Annotated in this window: 19 protein-coding genes; 12 read left to right on the forward strand and 7 right to left on the reverse strand. The window is 63.0% G+C overall.

The window, feature by feature from the left end; genetic code table 11:
- The first annotated feature begins 8 nt into the window (after positions 1–8).
- Positions 9–452 (forward strand): DUF3110 domain-containing protein, encoded by a 444-nt coding sequence (locus tag FZZ90_RS00565; RefSeq protein ID WP_226423854.1) that lies wholly within the window; start codon positions 9–11, stop codon positions 450–452.
- Positions 453–455: 3 nt separating this feature from the next.
- Positions 456–1,406, forward strand: coding sequence for an N-acetylmuramic acid 6-phosphate etherase (gene murQ / locus FZZ90_RS00570; RefSeq protein ID WP_226423855.1), 951 nt, complete (start codon positions 456–458; stop codon positions 1,404–1,406).
- Here the strand turns inward: murQ and mtnP are convergent.
- Positions 1,388–2,338 carry an S-methyl-5'-thioadenosine phosphorylase gene (mtnP, locus tag FZZ90_RS00575; protein ID WP_370631002.1) on the reverse strand — a complete coding sequence of 317 codons (951 nt, stop codon included), beginning with the start codon at positions 2,336–2,338 and terminating at the stop codon, positions 1,388–1,390. The two genes, murQ and mtnP, sit on opposite strands and share 19 nt — an antisense overlap.
- Between mtnP and FZZ90_RS00580 the strand changes: the two genes are divergently transcribed.
- A complete protein-coding gene (locus tag FZZ90_RS00580) occupies positions 2,337–2,780 on the forward strand; it encodes a peptidylprolyl isomerase (protein ID WP_226423857.1) in 444 nt (147 codons plus the stop codon). The two genes, mtnP and FZZ90_RS00580, sit on opposite strands and share 2 nt — an antisense overlap.
- Here FZZ90_RS00580 and ribBA read toward each other — a convergent pair whose 3' ends face one another.
- The gene (ribBA, locus tag FZZ90_RS00585; RefSeq protein ID WP_226424421.1) at positions 2,781–4,376 is read right to left on the reverse strand and encodes a bifunctional 3,4-dihydroxy-2-butanone-4-phosphate synthase/GTP cyclohydrolase II; all 1,596 of its coding nucleotides are present in this window, start codon (positions 4,374–4,376) and stop codon (positions 2,781–2,783) included.
- A 137-nt stretch (positions 4,377–4,513) separates the two neighbouring features.
- On the opposite strand from ribBA, the gene argC reads away from it, so the two are divergent.
- Complete coding sequence (argC, locus tag FZZ90_RS00590; RefSeq protein ID WP_226424422.1) at positions 4,514–5,587, forward strand: N-acetyl-gamma-glutamyl-phosphate reductase; 1,074 nt, start codon at positions 4,514–4,516, stop codon at positions 5,585–5,587.
- Here argC and purN read toward each other — a convergent pair.
- The gene (purN, locus tag FZZ90_RS00595; protein WP_303533399.1) at positions 5,578–6,138 is read right to left on the reverse strand and encodes a phosphoribosylglycinamide formyltransferase; all 561 of its coding nucleotides are present in this window, start codon (positions 6,136–6,138) and stop codon (positions 5,578–5,580) included. The genes argC and purN overlap by 10 nt on opposite strands.
- A 72-nt stretch (positions 6,139–6,210) precedes the next feature.
- Here purN and FZZ90_RS00600 point away from each other — a divergent pair, with 72 nt between their 5' ends.
- From FZZ90_RS00600 to FZZ90_RS00615, 4 genes are read left to right on the forward strand one after another with little or no spacing between them, the layout of a single operon-like run.
- Complete coding sequence (locus tag FZZ90_RS00600) at positions 6,211–6,561, forward strand: DUF1257 domain-containing protein (protein ID WP_226423859.1); 351 nt, start codon at positions 6,211–6,213, stop codon at positions 6,559–6,561.
- A gap of 1 nt (position 6,562) precedes the next feature.
- Entirely contained in the window at positions 6,563–8,260 is a 1,698-nt protein-coding gene (locus FZZ90_RS00605; RefSeq protein WP_226423860.1) for a PDZ domain-containing protein, read from the forward strand.
- Positions 8,242–9,129, forward strand: coding sequence for an N-acetylmuramoyl-L-alanine amidase (locus FZZ90_RS00610; RefSeq protein ID WP_226423861.1), 888 nt, complete (start codon positions 8,242–8,244; stop codon positions 9,127–9,129). Before FZZ90_RS00605 ends, FZZ90_RS00610 begins: the two co-directional genes overlap by 19 nt.
- A 37-nt stretch (positions 9,130–9,166) precedes the next feature.
- Positions 9,167–9,406 carry a TIGR03643 family protein gene (locus tag FZZ90_RS00615; RefSeq protein ID WP_226423862.1) on the forward strand — a complete coding sequence of 80 codons (240 nt, stop codon included), beginning with the start codon at positions 9,167–9,169 and terminating at the stop codon, positions 9,404–9,406.
- A 17-nt stretch (positions 9,407–9,423) separates the two neighbouring features.
- On the opposite strand, the gene FZZ90_RS00620 is transcribed toward FZZ90_RS00615, so the two are convergent.
- Both FZZ90_RS00620 and FZZ90_RS00625 read right to left on the reverse strand, forming a co-directional pair.
- Complete coding sequence (locus FZZ90_RS00620) at positions 9,424–9,723, reverse strand: hypothetical protein (protein ID WP_226423863.1); 300 nt, start codon at positions 9,721–9,723, stop codon at positions 9,424–9,426.
- 156 nt (positions 9,724–9,879) lie between these two features.
- Entirely contained in the window at positions 9,880–10,650 is a 771-nt protein-coding gene (locus tag FZZ90_RS00625; protein WP_226423864.1) for a helicase DnaB, read from the reverse strand.
- 115 nt (positions 10,651–10,765) lie between these two features.
- Between FZZ90_RS00625 and FZZ90_RS00630 the strand changes: the two genes are divergently transcribed.
- Complete coding sequence (locus FZZ90_RS00630) at positions 10,766–12,364, forward strand: glucose-6-phosphate isomerase (protein ID WP_226423865.1); 1,599 nt, start codon at positions 10,766–10,768, stop codon at positions 12,362–12,364.
- A 12-nt stretch (positions 12,365–12,376) separates the two neighbouring features.
- On the opposite strand, the gene leuS is transcribed toward FZZ90_RS00630, so the two are convergent.
- Positions 12,377–15,004: a leucine--tRNA ligase gene (leuS, locus tag FZZ90_RS00635; protein ID WP_255613435.1), complete on the reverse strand. Its 2,628-nt coding sequence runs from the start codon at positions 15,002–15,004 to the stop codon at positions 12,377–12,379.
- A gap of 28 nt (positions 15,005–15,032) precedes the next feature.
- On the reverse strand, positions 15,033–15,254 hold the full coding sequence (locus FZZ90_RS00640) for a hypothetical protein (protein WP_226423867.1): 222 nt from the start codon (positions 15,252–15,254) through the stop codon (positions 15,033–15,035).
- A gap of 27 nt (positions 15,255–15,281) precedes the next feature.
- On the opposite strand from FZZ90_RS00640, the gene dapF reads away from it, so the two are divergent.
- The 3 genes from dapF to FZZ90_RS00655 are packed head-to-tail and all read left to right on the forward strand — an operon-like array spanning position 15,282 to position 18,276.
- On the forward strand, positions 15,282–16,388 hold the full coding sequence (dapF, locus tag FZZ90_RS00645; protein WP_226423868.1) for a diaminopimelate epimerase: 1,107 nt from the start codon (positions 15,282–15,284) through the stop codon (positions 16,386–16,388).
- Positions 16,375–17,547, forward strand: coding sequence for an aminotransferase class V-fold PLP-dependent enzyme (locus tag FZZ90_RS00650; RefSeq protein WP_226424423.1), 1,173 nt, complete (start codon positions 16,375–16,377; stop codon positions 17,545–17,547). Before dapF ends, FZZ90_RS00650 begins: the two co-directional genes overlap by 14 nt.
- Positions 17,548–17,559: 12 nt before the next feature.
- Positions 17,560–18,276, forward strand: coding sequence for a DUF1995 family protein (locus tag FZZ90_RS00655; protein ID WP_226423869.1), 717 nt, complete (start codon positions 17,560–17,562; stop codon positions 18,274–18,276).
- The last annotated feature ends 16 nt before the right edge of the window (positions 18,277–18,292 follow it).

An 18,292-nucleotide genomic window follows, 5' to 3' on the forward strand; every position in this document is an offset into this window, starting at 1 on the left:
TGTTCCCGATGCGCGTCCACGTCCTGCTCTTTGATGCCGGTACGGATAGCGAAGGCATCCACTCGCTTGAAATCTCCGGACGGACCGTGGTTCTGTTGTTTGAGAATCCCGACGATGCCGAGCGTTATGCCGGTCTTCTGGAAGCCCAGGATTTTCCTGTCCCCACGGTGGAGGCCCTCGACCGTGAAGACGTTGATCTCTTCTGCCGTGAGGCCGGCTACGAGGCTCGCCTGATCGAGTCGGGTTTTGTGCCCAGCAATGACGAGGAGCGTCTGTTCATGGCACCGCCCCAGAGCAACCGCGATGTGAGCAATTGGCAAGACGACGCTGGTTCTGACGACGCGATGGCTGGGCAGCAGGCCGTGGAGCCGGCGCGCCAGGGGCTGGAGACCGAACCGGAGTCGAATCCTGAACTGGATGAGCTGCGTCGGCGCCTGGAAGGGCTGCTCTGAGCCATGGCCGTGTTTGACCCCGATCTGCAGCCCTCCAGCGACCGCGGCCATCTGCTCACCGAGCAGAGCAACCAGCGCAGTTCACGCCTGGATCAACTCGACACACTGGCGCTGGTTGAGTTGTTTGCAGACGAGGATCGTCGCCCTCAGGAAGCAGTCGCCGCGGTGGCCCCAGCCCTGGCCCAGGCGGTTGATGCTGTTGCCGAGCGCCTCCGTGCCGGTGGCCGCCTCTTTTATCTCGGTGCTGGCACCTCCGGACGGCTTGGAGTGTTGGACGCCGCGGAATGCCCCCCCACCTTCTGCAGTGATCCCCAGCAGGTGCAAGGCGTTCTCGCCGGTGGCTCCGCAGCGCTGCTGCGCAGTTCTGAGGGGCTTGAGGACATTGAGGCCGCCGGTCGCGCTGATCTCGAGGAGCGAGGCTTCTGCTCCAAGGACTGCCTGGTGGGCATCGCTGCCGGTGGCACCACCCCCTATGTGCGCGGTGGACTGGCGTTCGCGACAAACATCGGCGCCCTTGCCATCGCTATGGCCTGCGTTCCGACGGAGCAGGCCCCTCTGCCCTGCGACATCGACATCCGCCTGCTCACAGGCCCTGAGTTGCTGACGGGATCCACAAGGATGAAGGCTGGAACCGCCACAAAACTGGCGTTGAACACCCTCTCCACCGCCGTGATGGTGAAGCTGGGCAAGGTCTATGGCAATCGGATGGTGGATGTGGCCGCCAGCAACAGCAAGCTGGTGGACCGCTCATTGCGGATTCTGCGTGATCTGGCTGGCGTGGAGCGGGAGCGGGGGCTGACACTGCTGGAGGACGCCGGCGGATCGGTGAAACTCGCCTTGCTGATGGCCGCTGCGGCGTTGTCGGTGGATCAGGCTGAAGCTCTGCTGCAGCATCACGACCAACAGCTGCGTCCAGCCCTGGACGCCTGCGCCGCTCAGCTGGCGGAAGCCTGATTGAACGGTCCCCAGTAGGGGGTGGTGAACAGATCGAGGTTGGAGCGGGTCTGCGCTGGCACCTGATCCTTGGGCGTGATCAGGGCATCGGCGAGGGCTGTGTGGGCTGGCGAGGCGGGGGGCTCGTGCTTGAGCCGCTGCATCAATCCACTCAGGATCGGTTCGGTGGCCGAGGCATTGGCCTGGAGATTGCCGATCACCATCTCCACCGAGACGGCGTCGTGGTCCTCGTGCCAGCAATCGAAGTCGGTGACCATGCTCAAAGAGGCATAGGCCAGTTCTGCCTCTCGGGCTAGGCGGGCTTCGGTGTGATTGGTCATCCCGATCACCGAACAGCCCCAGGAGCGGTAGAGCTTGCTTTCGGCCCGGGTGGAGAAGGCGGGTCCCTCCATGCAGAGATAGGTGCCACCGCGGTGCAGCCGTCGACCCTCCGGCAACCCCTGCTCGGCGGCATCGGCCAGCAGGGCACTCAACTGGGGGCAGAAGGGGTCCGCAAGACTGACGTGGGCCACGCAGCCATTGCCGAAGAAACTGGCGGGTCGATCACGGGTGCGGTCAATGAACTGATCGGGCACGACCATGTCGCGCGGTTGTAGATCCCCCTGCAGCGATCCCACCGCCGAGAGGGATATCAGCCAGCGCACCCCCAGTGAACGCATGGCCCAGATGTTGGCTCGGTAGGGCACTTCACTGGGAAGCAGATGGTGATGGCGGCCGTGGCGGGCCAGGAAGACGGTCTCGACCCCCTCGAGCTCACCCAGTCGCAGTTGATCGGACGTTGCCCCGAAAGGGGTATCGACCGTGCATTCCTCCACTTGGCGCAAGCCGGGGATCGAATAGAGGCCACTGCCGCCGATCACACCAACGCGGGCTTGGGAGAGGTCGGGCATGGTCGGCGTCTCTTTACACTCCAATTTTGCTCGCGCCACCATGACCAAGGCCTTGATGGACACTGAAGTAGGCCTGATCGAGCTCGAGCTGTTCGAAGCCGATGCCCCGAACACCGTCGCCAACTTCGTGAAGCTGGCCAAGGAAGGCTTCTATGACGGTCTTTCCTTTCACCGCGTCATCCCCGGCTTCATGGCCCAGGGGGGATGCCCTAATAGCCGTGAAGGCGCCCGCGGCATGGCTGGTACCGGAGGCCCCGGCTATCAGATCGATTGCGAGATCAACCAGCAGAAGCACCAGGCCGGCACCCTGGCCATGGCCCACGCCGGTCGCAACACCGGTGGCTCGCAGTTCTACATCTGCCATGAGGGCCAGCCCCACCTCGATGGTGTGCACACCGTGTTCGGTCACACCGGCAACATGGATGTGGTGCTGAAGCTCGCCAACGGTTCCAAGATCAACAAAGTGACGATCCAGGAAGGCTGATCAGCTCCGGGTCCAGTGCAGCAGTGACGGGCCGTTTTCCAGCAGTCCGTCACTGCCCAAGTTGATCAACTCATTGAGTTGATACTCCACCCGTTCGAGGGTCTGGGGCGGGTGCAGGGCCATCCGTTCTGTAGGAACGCGCATCAGACCCACACGTTCGGTCGCTGCTAGGGCCGCCAGGTTCTTGAGAAGGGGGGCTGCATCAGCACCGTCGGGAATCAACTTCCAGACAAATTGCGGTCGATCCCAAAGCGCTAATAGGCGTGGTTCATGCAGGGCCTCGAGGCTGAAGCCCTGGCGTTGGGCGATGGCTTCCACTTCCTGGCGAATGGTGGGCCAGCTTTCCGGGCCCACATTCACCGCAAGGGCCAGCACCACGCAGGGACTCTCAGATTCGAACAGATGCCCGAGCTTCTCTCGCTTGGCTGCTAGATAGTCGGCGTTGTGGGCGCCGGGGTCCATCACCAGCGGCACCCGCTCCTCCACCTGCAGGCCATAGCCGCCGAGGCCGGCGATCTTGCGAGGGTTGTTGGTGAGCAGCCGCAGCCGGTGGATGCCGAGGTCGGAGAGGATCTGCGCGCCAACGCCGTAGTTGCGCAGATCAGCCGGGAAGCCGAGCCGCTCATTGGCTTCAACAGTGTCGAGCCCCGCTTCCTGGAGGCTGTAGGCCTTCAGTTTGTTGATCAGGCCGATGCCCCGACCTTCCTGGCGCAGGTAGACGACCACACCCTCGCCTGCCGCCTCGATCTGGCGCAGGGCCGCCTCCAGCTGGGGCCGGCAGTCGCAGCGCAGTGAGCCGAAGGCATCCCCAGTGAGGCATTCGGAATGCATGCGCACCAGCACGGGTTCCCGCAGGGCATTGGGCTCGCCCTTGATCAGGGCAACGTGTTCGGAGCCATCCAGTTCGTTGCGGTATCCCACCGCCTGAAAGCTGCCGAAGCGGCTGGGCAACTGGGCCTGAGCCATGCGGCGGACGAAGCGCTCGTTCTCCAGCCGGTAGCGGATCAGGTCAGCAATGCTGATTAGCTTCAACCCCCAGCGATCGGCGTAGCTGCGCAGCTCCGGCAAGCGAGCCATGGAGCCATTGCTGTTCTGGATTTCACAGATCACTCCGGAGGGGCTGAGGCCCGCCAGCTGAGCCAGATCCACGGCGGCTTCGGTGTGACCGGCCCGTTTGAGCACGCCGCCCGGTCGGGCGCGCAGGGGAAAGATGTGCCCGGGGCGGCGCAGTTCCGCTGGCCGTGTGGCTGGATTAAGGGCCACCTGAATCGTGGCAGCGCGGTCTTCGGCGGAGATGCCTGTGGTCACCCCATGCTCGATGCCGGCATCGATGCTCACGGTGAAGGCCGTTTCGTTGGCATCGGTGTTGCGGTCCACCATCAGCGGCAGATCCAGTTCGTCCAGCCGCTGCCCCTCCATGGCGAGACAGATCAGGCCCCGTGCCTCGGTGGCCATGAAGTTGATTGCTTCCGGGGTGGCGAACTGGGCCGCGCAGATCAGATCCCCCTCGTTCTCCCGTTGTTCGTCGTCCACCACGACAACGCACTCCCCATTACGGATCGCCGCAAGGGCGTCGCTGATGGCATCGAACGCGATGGGTTCGTTTGCTGGGTCGAGGGAACTGGGATTCAGGAGCCTGGTCGCCGGGAGATGACTTCATTATTGATCTCTGTACGATCGATCGTTGGCTGATTGGTTCAATGGCAGGCAAGACAAAGTCGGCGGTTGAAGCGATGGCAACGGTGCAGGGCGGACGGGTTGCTGTGATCGGCGCCTCCGGCTACGGCGGCCTGCAGACCATCCGTCTGCTTCAGGGCCACCCTGGACTTTCCGTCAGCTTTCTGGGTGGTGAACGCAGTGCTGGTCAACGCTGGAGCTCTGTCTGTTCCTTCCTGCCCCTGCCGGACGACCCAACGGTGGAATCGGCGGATCCGGATCGAATTGCGGCCTGCTCCGATTTCGCAGTACTGAGCCTCCCCAACGGCCTGGCTTGTCAGTTGGCACCACAACTGCTGGAGCGGGGTGTGCGGGTGGTGGATCTCTCCGCCGACTTCCGCTACCGCTCTCTGGAGCAGTGGCTGAAGGTTTACGCCAAGGAGGCTGGCTCCCTCAACCGTCAGGACGCTGAGCTCTGCAGCAGTGCCGTCTACGGCCTGCCGGAATGGAACGGCCCCGCCATCGCTGACGCGAAGCTTGTTGCAGCTCCCGGTTGCTTCCCCACCGCCAGCCTGCTGCCTCTGCTGCCGTTCCTTAAGCAGGGTCTGATCGAGGCGAGCGGCATCATCATTGATGCCAAGACAGGCACGTCCGGCGGGGGTCGGGTGCCGAAGGAGGCGATGCTGCTGGCGGAGGCCTCGGAATCCATCGCGCCCTACGGCGTTATCGGCCATCGCCACACCTCTGAGATCGAGCAGATGGCGATGGAGGTGGCTGGCCAGGAGGTGCGGCTTCAGTTCACGCCACACCTGGTGCCGATGGTGCGTGGTCTGCTCTCCACGGTTTATGCCCGCCTGCGCGACCCCGGACTCACCGCCGAGGATTGCACCACGGTTCTGGATGCGATCTACCGCCACCACCCCTGTGTTGAAGTGCTGCCGGTGGGCACCTACCCCGCCACCAAGTGGGCGCGCCACACGAACCGTGCCCTGCTGTCGGTTCAGGTGGACAACCGCACGGGCCAGCTGGTGTTGATGAGTGCCATCGACAACCTGATCAAGGGCCAGGCCGGGCAGGGCGTGCAGTGCCTCAACCTGATGGCGGGTCTCGCCCCGCAGACGGGGCTGCCTTTGCAGCCGTTCTATCCCTGACGCCAGGTTGGCTTCAGGCCAGCCAGGGCCCTAGGCAGGAGCAGATGTTCCTGCTCCTGAATGCGTTTGGCGAGCCTGGCGTGGTCATCTTCTTCGAGGACGGGAACGGCGGCCTGGGCCAAGATCGGTCCGGCATCCAGCTCCTCGGTGACGATGTGCACCGTGCAGCCGGTGATCTTCACCCCGGCCTTCAGGGCCTGCCCGATGGCGTCCAGGCCACGGAAGCTGGGCAGCAATGAGGGGTGAATGTTGATCAGCCGTTCGGAATAGCCGCTGACCAACACATCGGTGACGATCCGCATCCACCCCGCCATCACCACCAGCTCCACCTGGTCGGCACGAAACAGGCGCACCAATTCGCCGTCCAGCTCGCGCCGGTCCTTGATCAGGCGATGGTCGAGCACCGATACGGGAATGCCGAGACGCTCCGCACGCTGCTGGGCACCACAGCCCGGATTGTTCACCACCAGCCTCTGGATCCGCGCGTTGAGGTTCCCCGCCTGAATCGCCTGGGCCAGGGCCTCGAAGTTGCTGCCGTTTCCGGATGCCATCACCCCCAGCTGCAGCGGGGCCTGGTCAGCTCGATTGTCGTGGCTAGGGTCAGTCAAAGCGGGGTTCGGTCTATGTCCCATCTCTCCATCCTGCCGACTGTCTTCACCGACCTCGAGCGTCTGGTTCAGGCCCTTTGTGATGAGGGCTTCACGGTGGAGCGAACGACCGAATTGCAGGGATTCGCGGACGACTCCCACGCCGTTGATGTGCTGGCGTTTCAGGGCTCTGCCATGCCCCTGGGCTGGACCCAGCGAGAGAACGGAACGATCGTGATGCATGGCGATATCCAGCGAATCAGCCGCCAGCCGGGACTTGAACAGCGCTTGCAGCGGGTGACCCGCCGCTACGCCCTGCTCCATGCCATCGACCAAGTGCACCTCGGTGACATGGGTTCGGCCGACCTGATTCTGCAGACCCACTGACGTGTTCGAACCGGTTCAGATCCGGCTCGATCTGAGCCATCCCCAAACCCAGACCATCGCTGTGTCCATCCAGTGGACACCGCAGACCCAACGCCAGATCTTCCGACTGCCGGTGTGGACGCCGGGGTCGTACACGGTGCGTGATCATGCCCAGCACCTGCATAGCCTGCAGCTGCATGCCAACGGTGAGGAGCTCCCGCTACGTCGGATAGCGCCGCACCAATGGCTCTGCGATCTGCCGGATCTCAGCCCGCTCACGCTCAACTATCAGCTTGAGGCCCGAGATCTGACCGTCCGCACCGGGTTGCTGGATCCCGATTTCGCATCGCTCTGCCTTGCCGCTTTGGCGATGGAGATCGACGGCTGCCGCTGGTCGCCGCACCATGTTGCCGTCACGGCTCCGCAGCACTGGAGTGTGCATCTGCCGCTGGAGGCCAGTGCTCAGGGCTGGGTGGCTGCCGATTTCGATGCTCTCGTGGACAGCCCGCTGCATGCGGGGCCCTTTCAGGCGGAACCCTTCACAGTGGAGGGCAAGAACCATGAGCTGCTGCTAATCGGCACGCCGCCGATGGGTTGGCCGCCGAGCTTCATCAGCGACATCGAGAAGGTTTGCAGTGCAACCTGTCGCTTGCTGGGAACGCCACCTCCGGCGGGGGATCGGTACCAGCTGGTTCTGCAACTGCTCGATCAGGGCTATGGCGGCCTAGAACACGATCACAGTGCTGTGCTCCAGTTCAGTTGGGCGGCCCTTGCCAAGCCCAAGGGCTACCGGCAGCTGTTGCAGCTGATCGGCCATGAATACCTGCATCAGTGGAATGTGCGGCGGCTGCGTCCTGTTGAGCTGCGTCCTTACGACTACGGGCAGGCGGTGATCACCGAAGGCCTCTGGTTTGCCGAGGGAATCACCAGCTACTTCGACCTCAGCCTGCCCCTGCTAGCGGGGTGTTCGGATCGGCCGACCCTGCTCAAGGATTTGGGGGAGGAGCTGTCCAGCGTGCTGATGTCACCCGGCTGTTCGATCCAGTCGCTGGCGGCCAGTGCCCGTGAGGCGTGGATCAAGCTTTACAAGGCGACGCCAGCTTCGCGGGACAGCCAGATCAGCTACTACCGCCTTGGTGCTGCAGTGGCCTTCTGCCTGGATGTCCGCCTGCGGCAGCGCGGCCACTCCATGGCCGCGATCCTGCGGGAGTTGTGGCATGGTCCCGGCCGTCAGGCCCGTGGCTACAGCCGTGATGACATCAAGGCCGCCCTGGCTCGATGGGATGCCGATCTTGCGGCGGATCTGGATCAATGGCTGGACCAGCCCGAGGCCCTTCCCCTCCTTGATTGCGTGGAGGCCCTGGGGCTGCGCATGGACCCTGTGCCGCTCAAGCATCCCGACCACGGACTCACCCTCAAGGATGCTGACGGTGCCGCTTTGATTCAGAGGGTGCGCCGGGACAGTCCCGGCCAAGGGGCTGGGCTTGTGGTGGGTGATGAGCTTTTGGCGATTAATGGCTACCGGGTGCGTCGCAGCGGTGACCTTTCAGTTCTGCTTGAGAAGCAGGAGAGTGTGCGCGTCACCTATTCACGACGCAGCCTGCTTAAGGAGACCCAGCTTTCCCCTGGCACCGGTGTGGACCATTGGGTGTTGGATTGGGATCCTGGGTGCACAAGGGAACAACGGCAGTTGCGGGATCGATGGTTCGAGATCGTTTAAGCCGTTGCTGGAGCGGTGTCTGGAACCGCGTTGATAAGAACCGTTCGCTCGCGATCAGCGTTGCTGCAGCGGGGGCTTTGGCTCTGGGACTGACCGGCTGGGTGTTGATGGATCCAGGGGAGCTGTCCCCTGTGGTGATGGAACGCGGTCGCCAACGGGAAGACAATCCCTCCTCATCGTTGCCGTTGCCGCCGAAGTCGCGCTCCTGGCGGTCGCCACTGGCCCGCCAGTGCTCGGGTGTGGACACCACTTTGCGGTCGCGTTTGAACCAGCTCGAAGCCCGCTCGAGTTCCTGGCGGGCCTTCGTGAAGATCGATCCCACCAATTTTGGTGATCGCTATGACAAGGACGCCTACGGCCGCGTGATTGATGCCACGCCGCGGGTGGTGGTGCTGCACGAAACCGTCTATTCGCTGAGCTCCGCCTTGAACACCTTCATGACGCCGCACCCGCGGGATGAAGATCAGGTGAGCTATCACACGTTGGTGGGCCAGGACGGGCGCGTTGTTGATCTGGTGGACCCGTTAAGTCGTGCCTACGGCGCGGGTTACTCCGCCTTTCTGGGGGAGTGGGCGATCACCAACAAGAAGCTCAAGGGCTCCGTTAACAACTTTGCCTTGCACCTGAGCCTGGAAACCCCGCCGTCAGGGGCGAATGCCTATGGCTCTCATTCGGGCTACACCACCCAGCAATACGACGCGTTGGCCTTGGTGTTGTCCGGTTGGATCCGCTCCTTCAATCTGCCGCCGGCGGCGATCACCACCCATCGCCATGTGGATCTGGGCGGAGAACGCGGTGATCCACGCAGTTTTGACTGGTCGAAACTGCAGACGCGACTCGCGGCCCTCGGGGACCTCTGCGTGACCTGAGGCGTCGTTAGCGTTCAGCATCCTGTTCAGTGCGTCGTTGACAACGCTCCCCAGCGAAGATCTCGATCGGATCATTGAAATGGCCTGGGAAGACCGCACTCCATTTGAGGCGATCGAATTTCAATTCGGACTCTCCGAGCCGCAGGTGATTGCTGTGATGCGGCAACAGATGAAAGCGTCGTCGTTCAAGCTCTGGCGCAAGCGGGTGAGCGGCCGCAAAACCAAACATGCCGCCACCAGCCGCTCCGATCGGTTCCGGGCGAGCTGCCATAAGTGATTGCATCCTGCGTCGGTTCAGCGAAGGACGCCGCGCAGGATTCCCTCCACAAGACCCACCGGAATCACGCCTGTTGGGGCGATGGCAGGCGAGCTACGGAAACTTGGTCCTGAGATCAGACCTGCAGCCATCTGACCCATGGCTCCACCCAGAGGGCCGAGATCAGCTCTGGATTGGGGAGGAGCGGTGAAGGCCCTGACGCAGCCATAGAAATCCCTAGCGTCTTTGCACTGGTCAGCCACCTCGGCATCCACCTGAGCCAATGCTGCGGTTGGGAACAGCAGGCCAAACGCAAGCGGTATCAGGAGTTGTTTCATCGATCTTCTGAGTTGGATCGATTCTTCAACAGCCAGGGGGCTTCTGCCTCCCCCAAATGGGGGAGGCCTGGATGCTCAGAACTCACTCAACTGAGGGATGAGGAGATGAGCGATTGGATTGGCTTCCCCTAAAAGCCAACTCCTCTCCGTGGATTTTTAAACAGTGATGTCTGGATTCGGTTGATGACCGCCGTAAATCAACCCGTGCAGTTCAGGGTCCTGCATGTAGCCCAGCACCCGAGCCGGGTAATCCAGTTTTCCGTTGTGCAGGTAGGTGAGGGTGGCGATCGCCTTGGCATCGAGATACGAGCGACTTGCTTGCAGCATCAAGTTGTCCGGTAGGCCCAGGGCCAACTTCAGCCGTTGGAACTTCGCCGCCAGCAAGGTGATGTTCATCTCGGGGTCCAGCAATTGATTGCGGGCCCAGGTGATTTCTTCCGGCGTTGGTTTCTCGGAAAGTCGCTTCTGATGAATCAGCTCAGCAATGCCGAGCTGCGCGAGACCATGGGTCTTCACCAGGCCGGAGTGGGCGATGAAGGGGAGGCTCTCCCCTGGCTTGGAGTGCTGGATCTCGTCGAAGAGAACGGCCGTGATCAACATCGGATTCACCTGATGCGCCGTTGCTTCGCGCAGGATCACCGGTTTCAGCTTCCGCAGGCGATTCAAGGTTGATGAGCGCAGCGGTTTGAGCTGATCGACGCTGCTTGTGAACAGCTGGGCCAGCTGCGTCTGGGGGCCGTGCACCCCGAAGCGCCTTTGGAGCAGCTTCAGTTCTTCCGGGGTGAAGTCGGTCGGCTCTAGCCTGTCTTCCACCACCACAGGCAACTGATCCTCAACCTCAGCCACCGGCTGTGACCACTGACCGACCAGGAAGAGGCTCGCTGCCATCGCCAGTAGCCCAGTGGTCAATCGCAGTTGCTCAGCCATGGGGGCTGGAAATGGGGTCAGCGGAATGTGACATGAAACTAGCCGGGGTGTCCTTTTGCGTGGGCATCCCGTCAGATTCTGGATACGTTCAGCAAGACCGCATCGTCCGCCAGGCATGAGCTTTCCGGATTTCAACGCTTCCGACGCTCATATTCAGTGGCAACGCTTCTGCGACCTCGGCTGGTATCACGATGATCTGGGCGTCTGGCTCGACATCAGCCGGATGCACGTGAACGCCGCAGACCTGCAGGCTCTGCAGCCTCGGATGGACAAGGCTTTCGCTGCAATGCAGGAGCTGGAAGCCGGTGCAATCGCCAACCCAGATGAGCAGCGCCAGGTGGGTCACTACTGGCTGCGCACCCCCGAACTCGCCCCCTCCTCAGAGCTGCAACAGCACATTTCCAGGGAAATCGATCTGATCGCAGCCTTCGGGCGCGATGTGATCAACGGAACGATCAAGGCGCCCAACGGTGAAACCTTCACCGATGTGCTCTGGATCGGCATCGGCGGCAGTGGTCTTGGCCCCGCCTTGATGATCAAGGCCCTGCAGAACCCAGGCGAGGGTCTCCCGTTTCATTTCTTCGACAACGTCGACCCCGACGGGATGAGCAACGTCCTGGCGGGATTGAAGGGTCGTCTTGACCGCACGTTGGTGGTGACGGTGAGCAAGTCGGGGGGCACCCCTGAACCCCACCTCGGATTGGAGCAGGCCCGCCATCGCCTTGTGGCCGCTGGTGGCCAGTGGGCCGGTCAGGCCGTTGCCGTGACGATGCTCGATAGCAAGCTGGATCAGCAGGCCCAGGCCGAGGGGTGGCTCAAGCGCTTTGACATGTTCGATTGGGTGGGGGGACGCACCAGCATCACCAGTGCCGTTGGTCTGCTGCCCGGTGCCCTGATCGGTAGCGACATCCGCGACTTCCTCACCGGCGCATCTCAGATGGATGCCGCCACCCGCGCAGCGGATCTACGCCGCAATCCAGCGGCCCTGATGGCCGCGTCCTGGTATGTGGCCGGTGGGGGGCGAGGTCAGCGTGACATGGTTGTTCTGCCATACCGCGATCGCCTGGAGGTGTTCAGCCGCTACCTCCAGCAGCTGGTGATGGAATCCCTGGGCAAGCGCCTGGATCGCAACGGTGAGGTCGTTCACCAGGGCATCGCTGTTTACGGCAACAAAGGCTCTACCGACCAGCACGCCTATGTGCAGCAACTGCGCGATGGTGTCGACAACTTCTTCGCAACGTTCATCGAGGTGCTCGAGGACGCGAGCGATATCCCCACGATTGACGGGGAATGCCCTGGCGACTTCCTCGATGGTTTCCTGCAGGGCACCCGCTCAGCCCTCACCGAGGGTGGGCGCCAGAGCATGACGATCAGCATGCGCCGCTTTGATTCACGCCGTCTCGGTGCATTGATCGCTCTGTTCGAGCGCGCCGTCGGTCTCTATGGCGAACTTGTGAACATCAACGCCTACCACCAGCCCGGCGTTGAAGCCGGCAAGAAGGCGGCGGCGGCGATTCTTGGCCTGCAAGGCCGTGTGGAGGCGATCCTGGCCGACGGTGTGGCCCGTTCCGCCGATGAGATCCGCCTGGCCCTCGGGGATGGCACCGACGAATCCATCTTCTGGATCCTGCGTCACCTCACCGGCAACCAGCGTGGTTTCAGTGCCCAGGGCGACTGGAGCCAGCCCGCCTCGATGCGCTTCAGCAAAGGCTGATCCCGTCTGGGATCAGGGCACCAGGTTTACAAGTTTTCCGGGGACAACAATCACCCGCCGGGGGGTGGCGCCCTCTAACCACTTTTCGGCCACGTCACTGGCCAGGGCCAGCCGTTCCAGCTCCTCCTTGCCGGCGGAGGCCGGAACCTGCAGTTTGCCCCGCACCTTGCCCTTCACCTGGATCACCACTTCAACGCTGTCTTGCACCAAAGCCGTTGGATCCAGCACCGGCCAGCTTTCACGGTGCACGCTGCCGCTTCCCCCCAGACGGCTCCAGAACTCCTCTGCCAGATGCGGCGCGAAGGGAGCTAGCAGGCGAACCAGTCCCGAGAGAGCCTCCTGGAGCACAGGAGCACTGAGGGCATCGATGCCCGTGGAGCTGATGGCATTGGAGAGTTTCATCAACTCGGAGATCGCCGTGTTCAGCTGAATCTCGTCACTGAGATCCTCGCTGACGGCTTCGATGGCCAGGTGTAGCGCCCGGCGTACGCCGCTATCGGCATCGGTCAAATCGGCTGGCCGTTGCAGCGGCTCGAGTGAGTCGATGCGGCCAGCACCCGCCTCAACAAGGCGCCAGAGCCGTTGCAGGAAGCGGAACTGGCCTTCCACATCGGCGTCATCCCATTCCAGATCCTTCTCCGGCGGTGCCTTGAACAGGATGAACATCCGGGCCGTGTCTGCGCCGTAGCGATCAATCACCGCCGCGGGGTCGACGCCGTTGTACTTCGATTTCGACATCTTCTCGAACAACACTTCGAGCTTGTCGCCGGTGTTGGGGTCGCGAGGATCCTCCGGATCTGCCACATCCGCTGGAGCGATGTACTTGCCGGTGGTCGCATTGCGGTAGGTGATGCCCTGCACCATGCCCTGGGTGAGGAGCCTTTCAAACGGTTCGTTGATGTCGATCAGACCGCGATCCTTCAGTGCCTTGGTGAAGAAGCGCGCATAGAGCAGATGCAGGATCGCGTGTTCAATGCCGCCCACGTATTGCTTCACCGGCAACCAGCGGTTTACCGCTTCCTTGCTGAAGGGTTTCTCGGTGTTGTGGGGATCTGCAAACCGCAGGAAATACCAGGAGGAACACATGAAGGTGTCCATGGTGTCGGTTTCCCGCTTGGCCGGCTTGCCACAGCAGGGGCAGGCCACATTGACCCAGTCGCTCTGTTGGCTCAGGGGCGAACCGCCCTTGCCGGAGAGATCAATGCCCCGAGGCAGTTCCACCGGCAGCTCTTCGCGCGGCACAGGTACAGCACCGCAGTCATCGCAGTGGATGATGGGAATCGGGCAGCCCCAGTAGCGCTGGCGCGAGATCAGCCAATCGCGCAGGCGATAGGTGACCTTGCTGCGGGCCCAACCCTGCTCGGCGCCGTGGCCGGTGATGGCGCCCTTGGCCTCGGTGGAGGCGGTGCCATCGAAAGCACCTGAGTTGATCAGTGTTCCGGCATCCGTCCAGGCCTGGCCTGCAGCGATGGCTTCAGCAGCTCCCTCGGCGTCAATCACCTGCTGGATCGGAAGTCCATTCGACTGGGCAAAAGCAATGTCGCGCTGGTCGTGGGCCGGAACGCCCATCACGGCGCCGGTGCCGTACTCGGCCAGCACATAGTCGGCGATCCACACCGGCAGCACCGCTCCCGTCAGGGGGTTGATCACGTGACTGCCGATGGGCACCCCCCGTTTGGGCCGGTCATCACTGGTCCGTTCGATCGTGCTGAGTCGAGCCACCTCCTTGCGGAAGGCCTCCACCGTGTCTTTTTGTTCAGCGCTGGTGAGGCTGTCGACCAGCTCGTTTTCCGGTGCCAGCACCACATAGCTCGCTCCAGCGAGCGTGTCGGGACGGGTGGTGAACACGGTGATCGTCTGATCCTCTGCACCATCAACGGTGAAGCTGATTTCCGCGCCTTCGGAGCGGCCGATCCAGTTGGCCTGCATGGTGCGCACCCGTTCCGGCCAGCCCTTGAGGGCATCCAGGTCGTTAAGCAACGGTTCGGCGTAGTCGGTGATGCGCAGGAACCATTGGTTCAGCTGGCGTTGTTCCACCAGGGCGCCGGAACGCCAGGAGCGGCCGTCACCGTCCACCTGTTCATTGGCCAGCACGGTCTGGTCAATGGGATCCCAGTTGACGGTGGCGTTCTTGCGATAGGCCAGCCCCCCTTCAAGGAGTTCCAGGAAAAGCCACTGGGTCCAGCGGTAGTAGTCGCTGTGGCAGGTCGCCTGCTCGCGGCTCCAGTCGATCGACAAGCCAAGCCGATCCAGCTGCGCCCGCATCTGATCGATGTTGCGGTCGGTCCACTCGCCGGGATCAACATTGCGTTCGATCGCCGCGTTTTCCGCGGGGAGTCCGAAGGCATCCCAGCCCATCGGATGAAGAACGGCATGGCCCCGCATTCGTTGAACCCGGGCGATCACATCGGTGATCACGTAGTTGCGCACATGGCCCATGTGCAGGCTTCCCGAGGGGTACGGGAACATCGACAGAGCAAAGAAGCAAGGCTTCTCACTGCTTTCTTCGGTGCTGTCCACCCCATCCGCCTTCCAGCTCTCCTGCCAGCGCTGCTCGAGCGCAGCGGGGTCATAACGACCGCTCTGGGCACTGGCGTCGACGGCAGGGTTGTCAGCGTTCACGGAACCAGCGCTCGGCAAGGTTGCGATCGTGCCACATGCCTGGTGTTCAGCCGAGGGAGCGGATCACGCTGATCTGACGACGGTTGATCAACACGGGCCGGCTGCTGCCCGCACGTTCGATGGCCAGAAATTCAGGGTCCTGCCAGATCAGACGGCCCTCGATGGTCCCTTCTCCCACCACCGCAATGCTGAGGGGAAGCTGTTCACGGATCCAGCTCTGCAGCAACCGAACCCCCGGAAGGCTTGGATCGAGTGGAGATGTCTCCATAGGATTCGGGGGCGATACCGGCCACGTATGCTGCAGTTCAGCAAATATCAGGGACTTGGCAACGACTTCCTGATCGTTGAAGGCCGGCAGGGACAACTGCCAGATGCCATCAGTAATCCCGATCCCGCCTGGGTGAGGCGCATCTGTGATCGGCGCTTCGGCGTGGGCGGCGATGGCCTGATCCTGGCGCTGCCCCCTCAGGCGGAGGGAGAACTGCGGATGCGGATTCTCAATGCCGATGGCAGTGAGGCCGAAATGTGTGGCAACGGCATTCGCTGCCTGGCCCGCTACCTCGCCGACACCGACGGTGATGGCCCCGGCCGCCGTTGGGACATCGAAACCCTGGCGGGAATGATCCGGCCTGAACTGATGGCCGATGGCCAGTTGCGGGTGGACATGGGCCCGCCCTTCCTCACCTCCGAGGGCATCCCCACAACCCTGATGCCCGAAGAGGGTCTGCCGCAGGGGGTGTTGCTTCTGGAGGGCGAGCAGCTGAAGGTGGCGGCCGTTGGCATGGGCAATCCTCATGTGGTGGTGCCCGTCGACGACCTCGCCAGCATTCCCTTTGATGCCTGGGGTGCTGCTCTGGAAGTGCATCCGGCCTTCCCGGCCAAGACCAACGTTCATTTCCTCCAGGTGCACAGCCGTGAGCGGCTGGAGATCCGGGTCTGGGAACGGGGCGCAGGCCCGACCCTGGCCTGTGGCACCGGTGCCTGCGCCACCTTGGTGGCGGCGGTGTTGTTGGACCTCGCCGATGACTGCGCCGAGGTGCTTCTGCCCGGTGGTCCGTTAATGATTGAGTGGCGCGATCGCACCGGTTCCGTGCTGATGACTGGACCCGCTGAATCGGTGTTTGACGGGGTGCTGACACCCGATTTGGTGCCGGCAGGTTCCTTGACGGCGTCGATCAGCGAAGCCACTGCCGCTTCACCTGCGGAGACGGCCGCAGCCGACTTCGATTGCGCAAAGGATTGCGCTGACCAGTGTCAACGCCCCGACCGCTGTCTCCGCGATGAGGCGCAGCAAAAGGTGCAGGCCTTCCTCAGCAGCACCTCCCTCGACTCGATGCTCAATCTCGCCAGTGAGTCCCTGGAGCAGCGCACCAAGGCGCGGTTTGAGCGTGGAACGCCCTGAGCTCTATCTGGATGCTGCTGCCACGACACCGCCCCTGCCGACGGTGATCGCGGCGATGCAGCAGCTCCAGCAGACAGCCTGGGCGAACCCCAGCAGCCTCCATGGGGCAGGGTTGGCAGCTGCGGAAGCCCTCGAGCGGGCTCGCTGGCGCATTGCCGAGCGCTTTGCTGTCACTCCTGATCAGTTGATCGTCACTTCAGGGGCGACGGAATCCGTTCACCTCGCCCTGCTCGGCAGTGCCACCGGTCTTGTCCCTGGCCGGTTGGTGATCTCTGCGGTGGAGCATCCGGCGGTGGTCGCTGCGGCACACCAACTCGAAGCGTTGGGCTGGACCATCGCTGAATGGCCCGTTGATGGCCAGGGCGTTGTGCGGCTCGATCAGCTCGATCGGCTGTTGTCCGCTCCAACCCGGCTGGTCTCCCTGATCGCAGCCCAGGGCGAGGTGGGTGCGTTGCAACCAGTGAGCAAGATTGCAAGGGCCTGCCGCCAGCGCGACATCGTGATCCACAGCGATGCCACGCAACTGGTGCCGCAGGGTTGCTTCTCTTTCGAGCGGCTTGGGGTTGATCTGCTGACCCTCTCGGCCCACAAGTTCCGTGGTCCCCGGGGTGTGGGTCTGCTGATTCGTGGCCCTGGTGTGGCGCTTTCGCCCCTCCAGGGCGGTGGCGGCCAGGAACACGGCCTGCGCTCCGGCACCGAACCCGTTGCTTTGGTCAGCGGCATGGCCGAAGCCCTGATGGCCCTCCCCAGCTTTGACCCCGTCAGCCAACCCGTCCCCCCCGGCTGCTCGCCGCAGATCCGTCGTCAACGGGATCAACTGCTCGAACGCTTACTCGATCTGCCCCAGCTTCAGCTCTGCGGCCCTCCACTCGATCAGCGTCTGCCTCATCACATCGCGCTGCTAGCAAACTCCGCCGATGGTCAGCCCCTACAAGGACGCGATCTCGTGCGACGGCTCGCAGCGGCGGGAGTGGCCTGCAGCAGTGGCAGTGCCTGCAGCAGTGGCAGCAGTGCTGACAGTGTTGTGCTCACGGCCATGGGAATTCCCGGGCCTGCACGCCAGTCGGGCCTGCGGCTGACCCTTGGCCCCTGGCTATCGGACCAGGATCTCGACGCCGTTCCCGGCCGTTTTGCATCCGTGCTGGAGGCATTTCCCTGACATGCTTTGGCGATGACTCAATCCAACGCTCCTTGTCTCGATCTACCCGCGGATCTGCTCGCGGCCGAGGAGGCCATGCTGCAAGCCGCCCTGGCGGCCGTTGGATCCGGCGACGGTCAACGCTGGGCCGCAAGCCTGCGCTTTGAGGGCCTTCGCCTGCTCCCGGTGGCGGTGCGTCTGGCCCGCGCGCTGATCGCCGCCGGTCAGCAGCTGTTGATGGTTTGGCCCGATGCCGGTGCTGCCGCCCTGGCCAGGCGTGATGCGGAAGACCTCAAGGAGGTGATCTTCGATTTCAATCAGCTCAAACGTGCGGAGAGCGACTCTCCCGACACCCGCCTGCTGCTTGCGGTGAACCCGTCCCCTGCCGATTACGAGGAGTTCCAGGCGTTGTGTGAGAACCACGCTGGAGTGGTTTTGATGCTGAATGGTCGTCTTGAAGATGCCGCCGTTGGCATCGGGAGCGTGGCCCGCGAGCGCCGTAAGGGTTTCGTGGCCAGCTGGCAGCAGGCCTATTGGCTTCAGCCCCTGGAGGGAGGAGCACTGATGCGCTGCTTCCCCGATGACTGGCGTCTCTATCGCCAGGATCCCGATGGTTACAGGCAACTTGAGGTGCTTCCCGAACGTCCGGATCCGGATACCACAGCTGCGCTTCTGGCCGGTGAAGATCCTGACAGCATCAAGCAACAGCTTTCCGGTGTCGACCGCTTCCTTGATGGTCTGCGCAATTGAGCCGCGCCTGGCTTGA

The organism is Synechococcus sp. MU1617 (genome assembly GCF_020514235.1).
In the GTDB taxonomy this organism is placed as follows: domain Bacteria; phylum Cyanobacteriota; class Cyanobacteriia; order PCC-6307; family Cyanobiaceae; genus Parasynechococcus.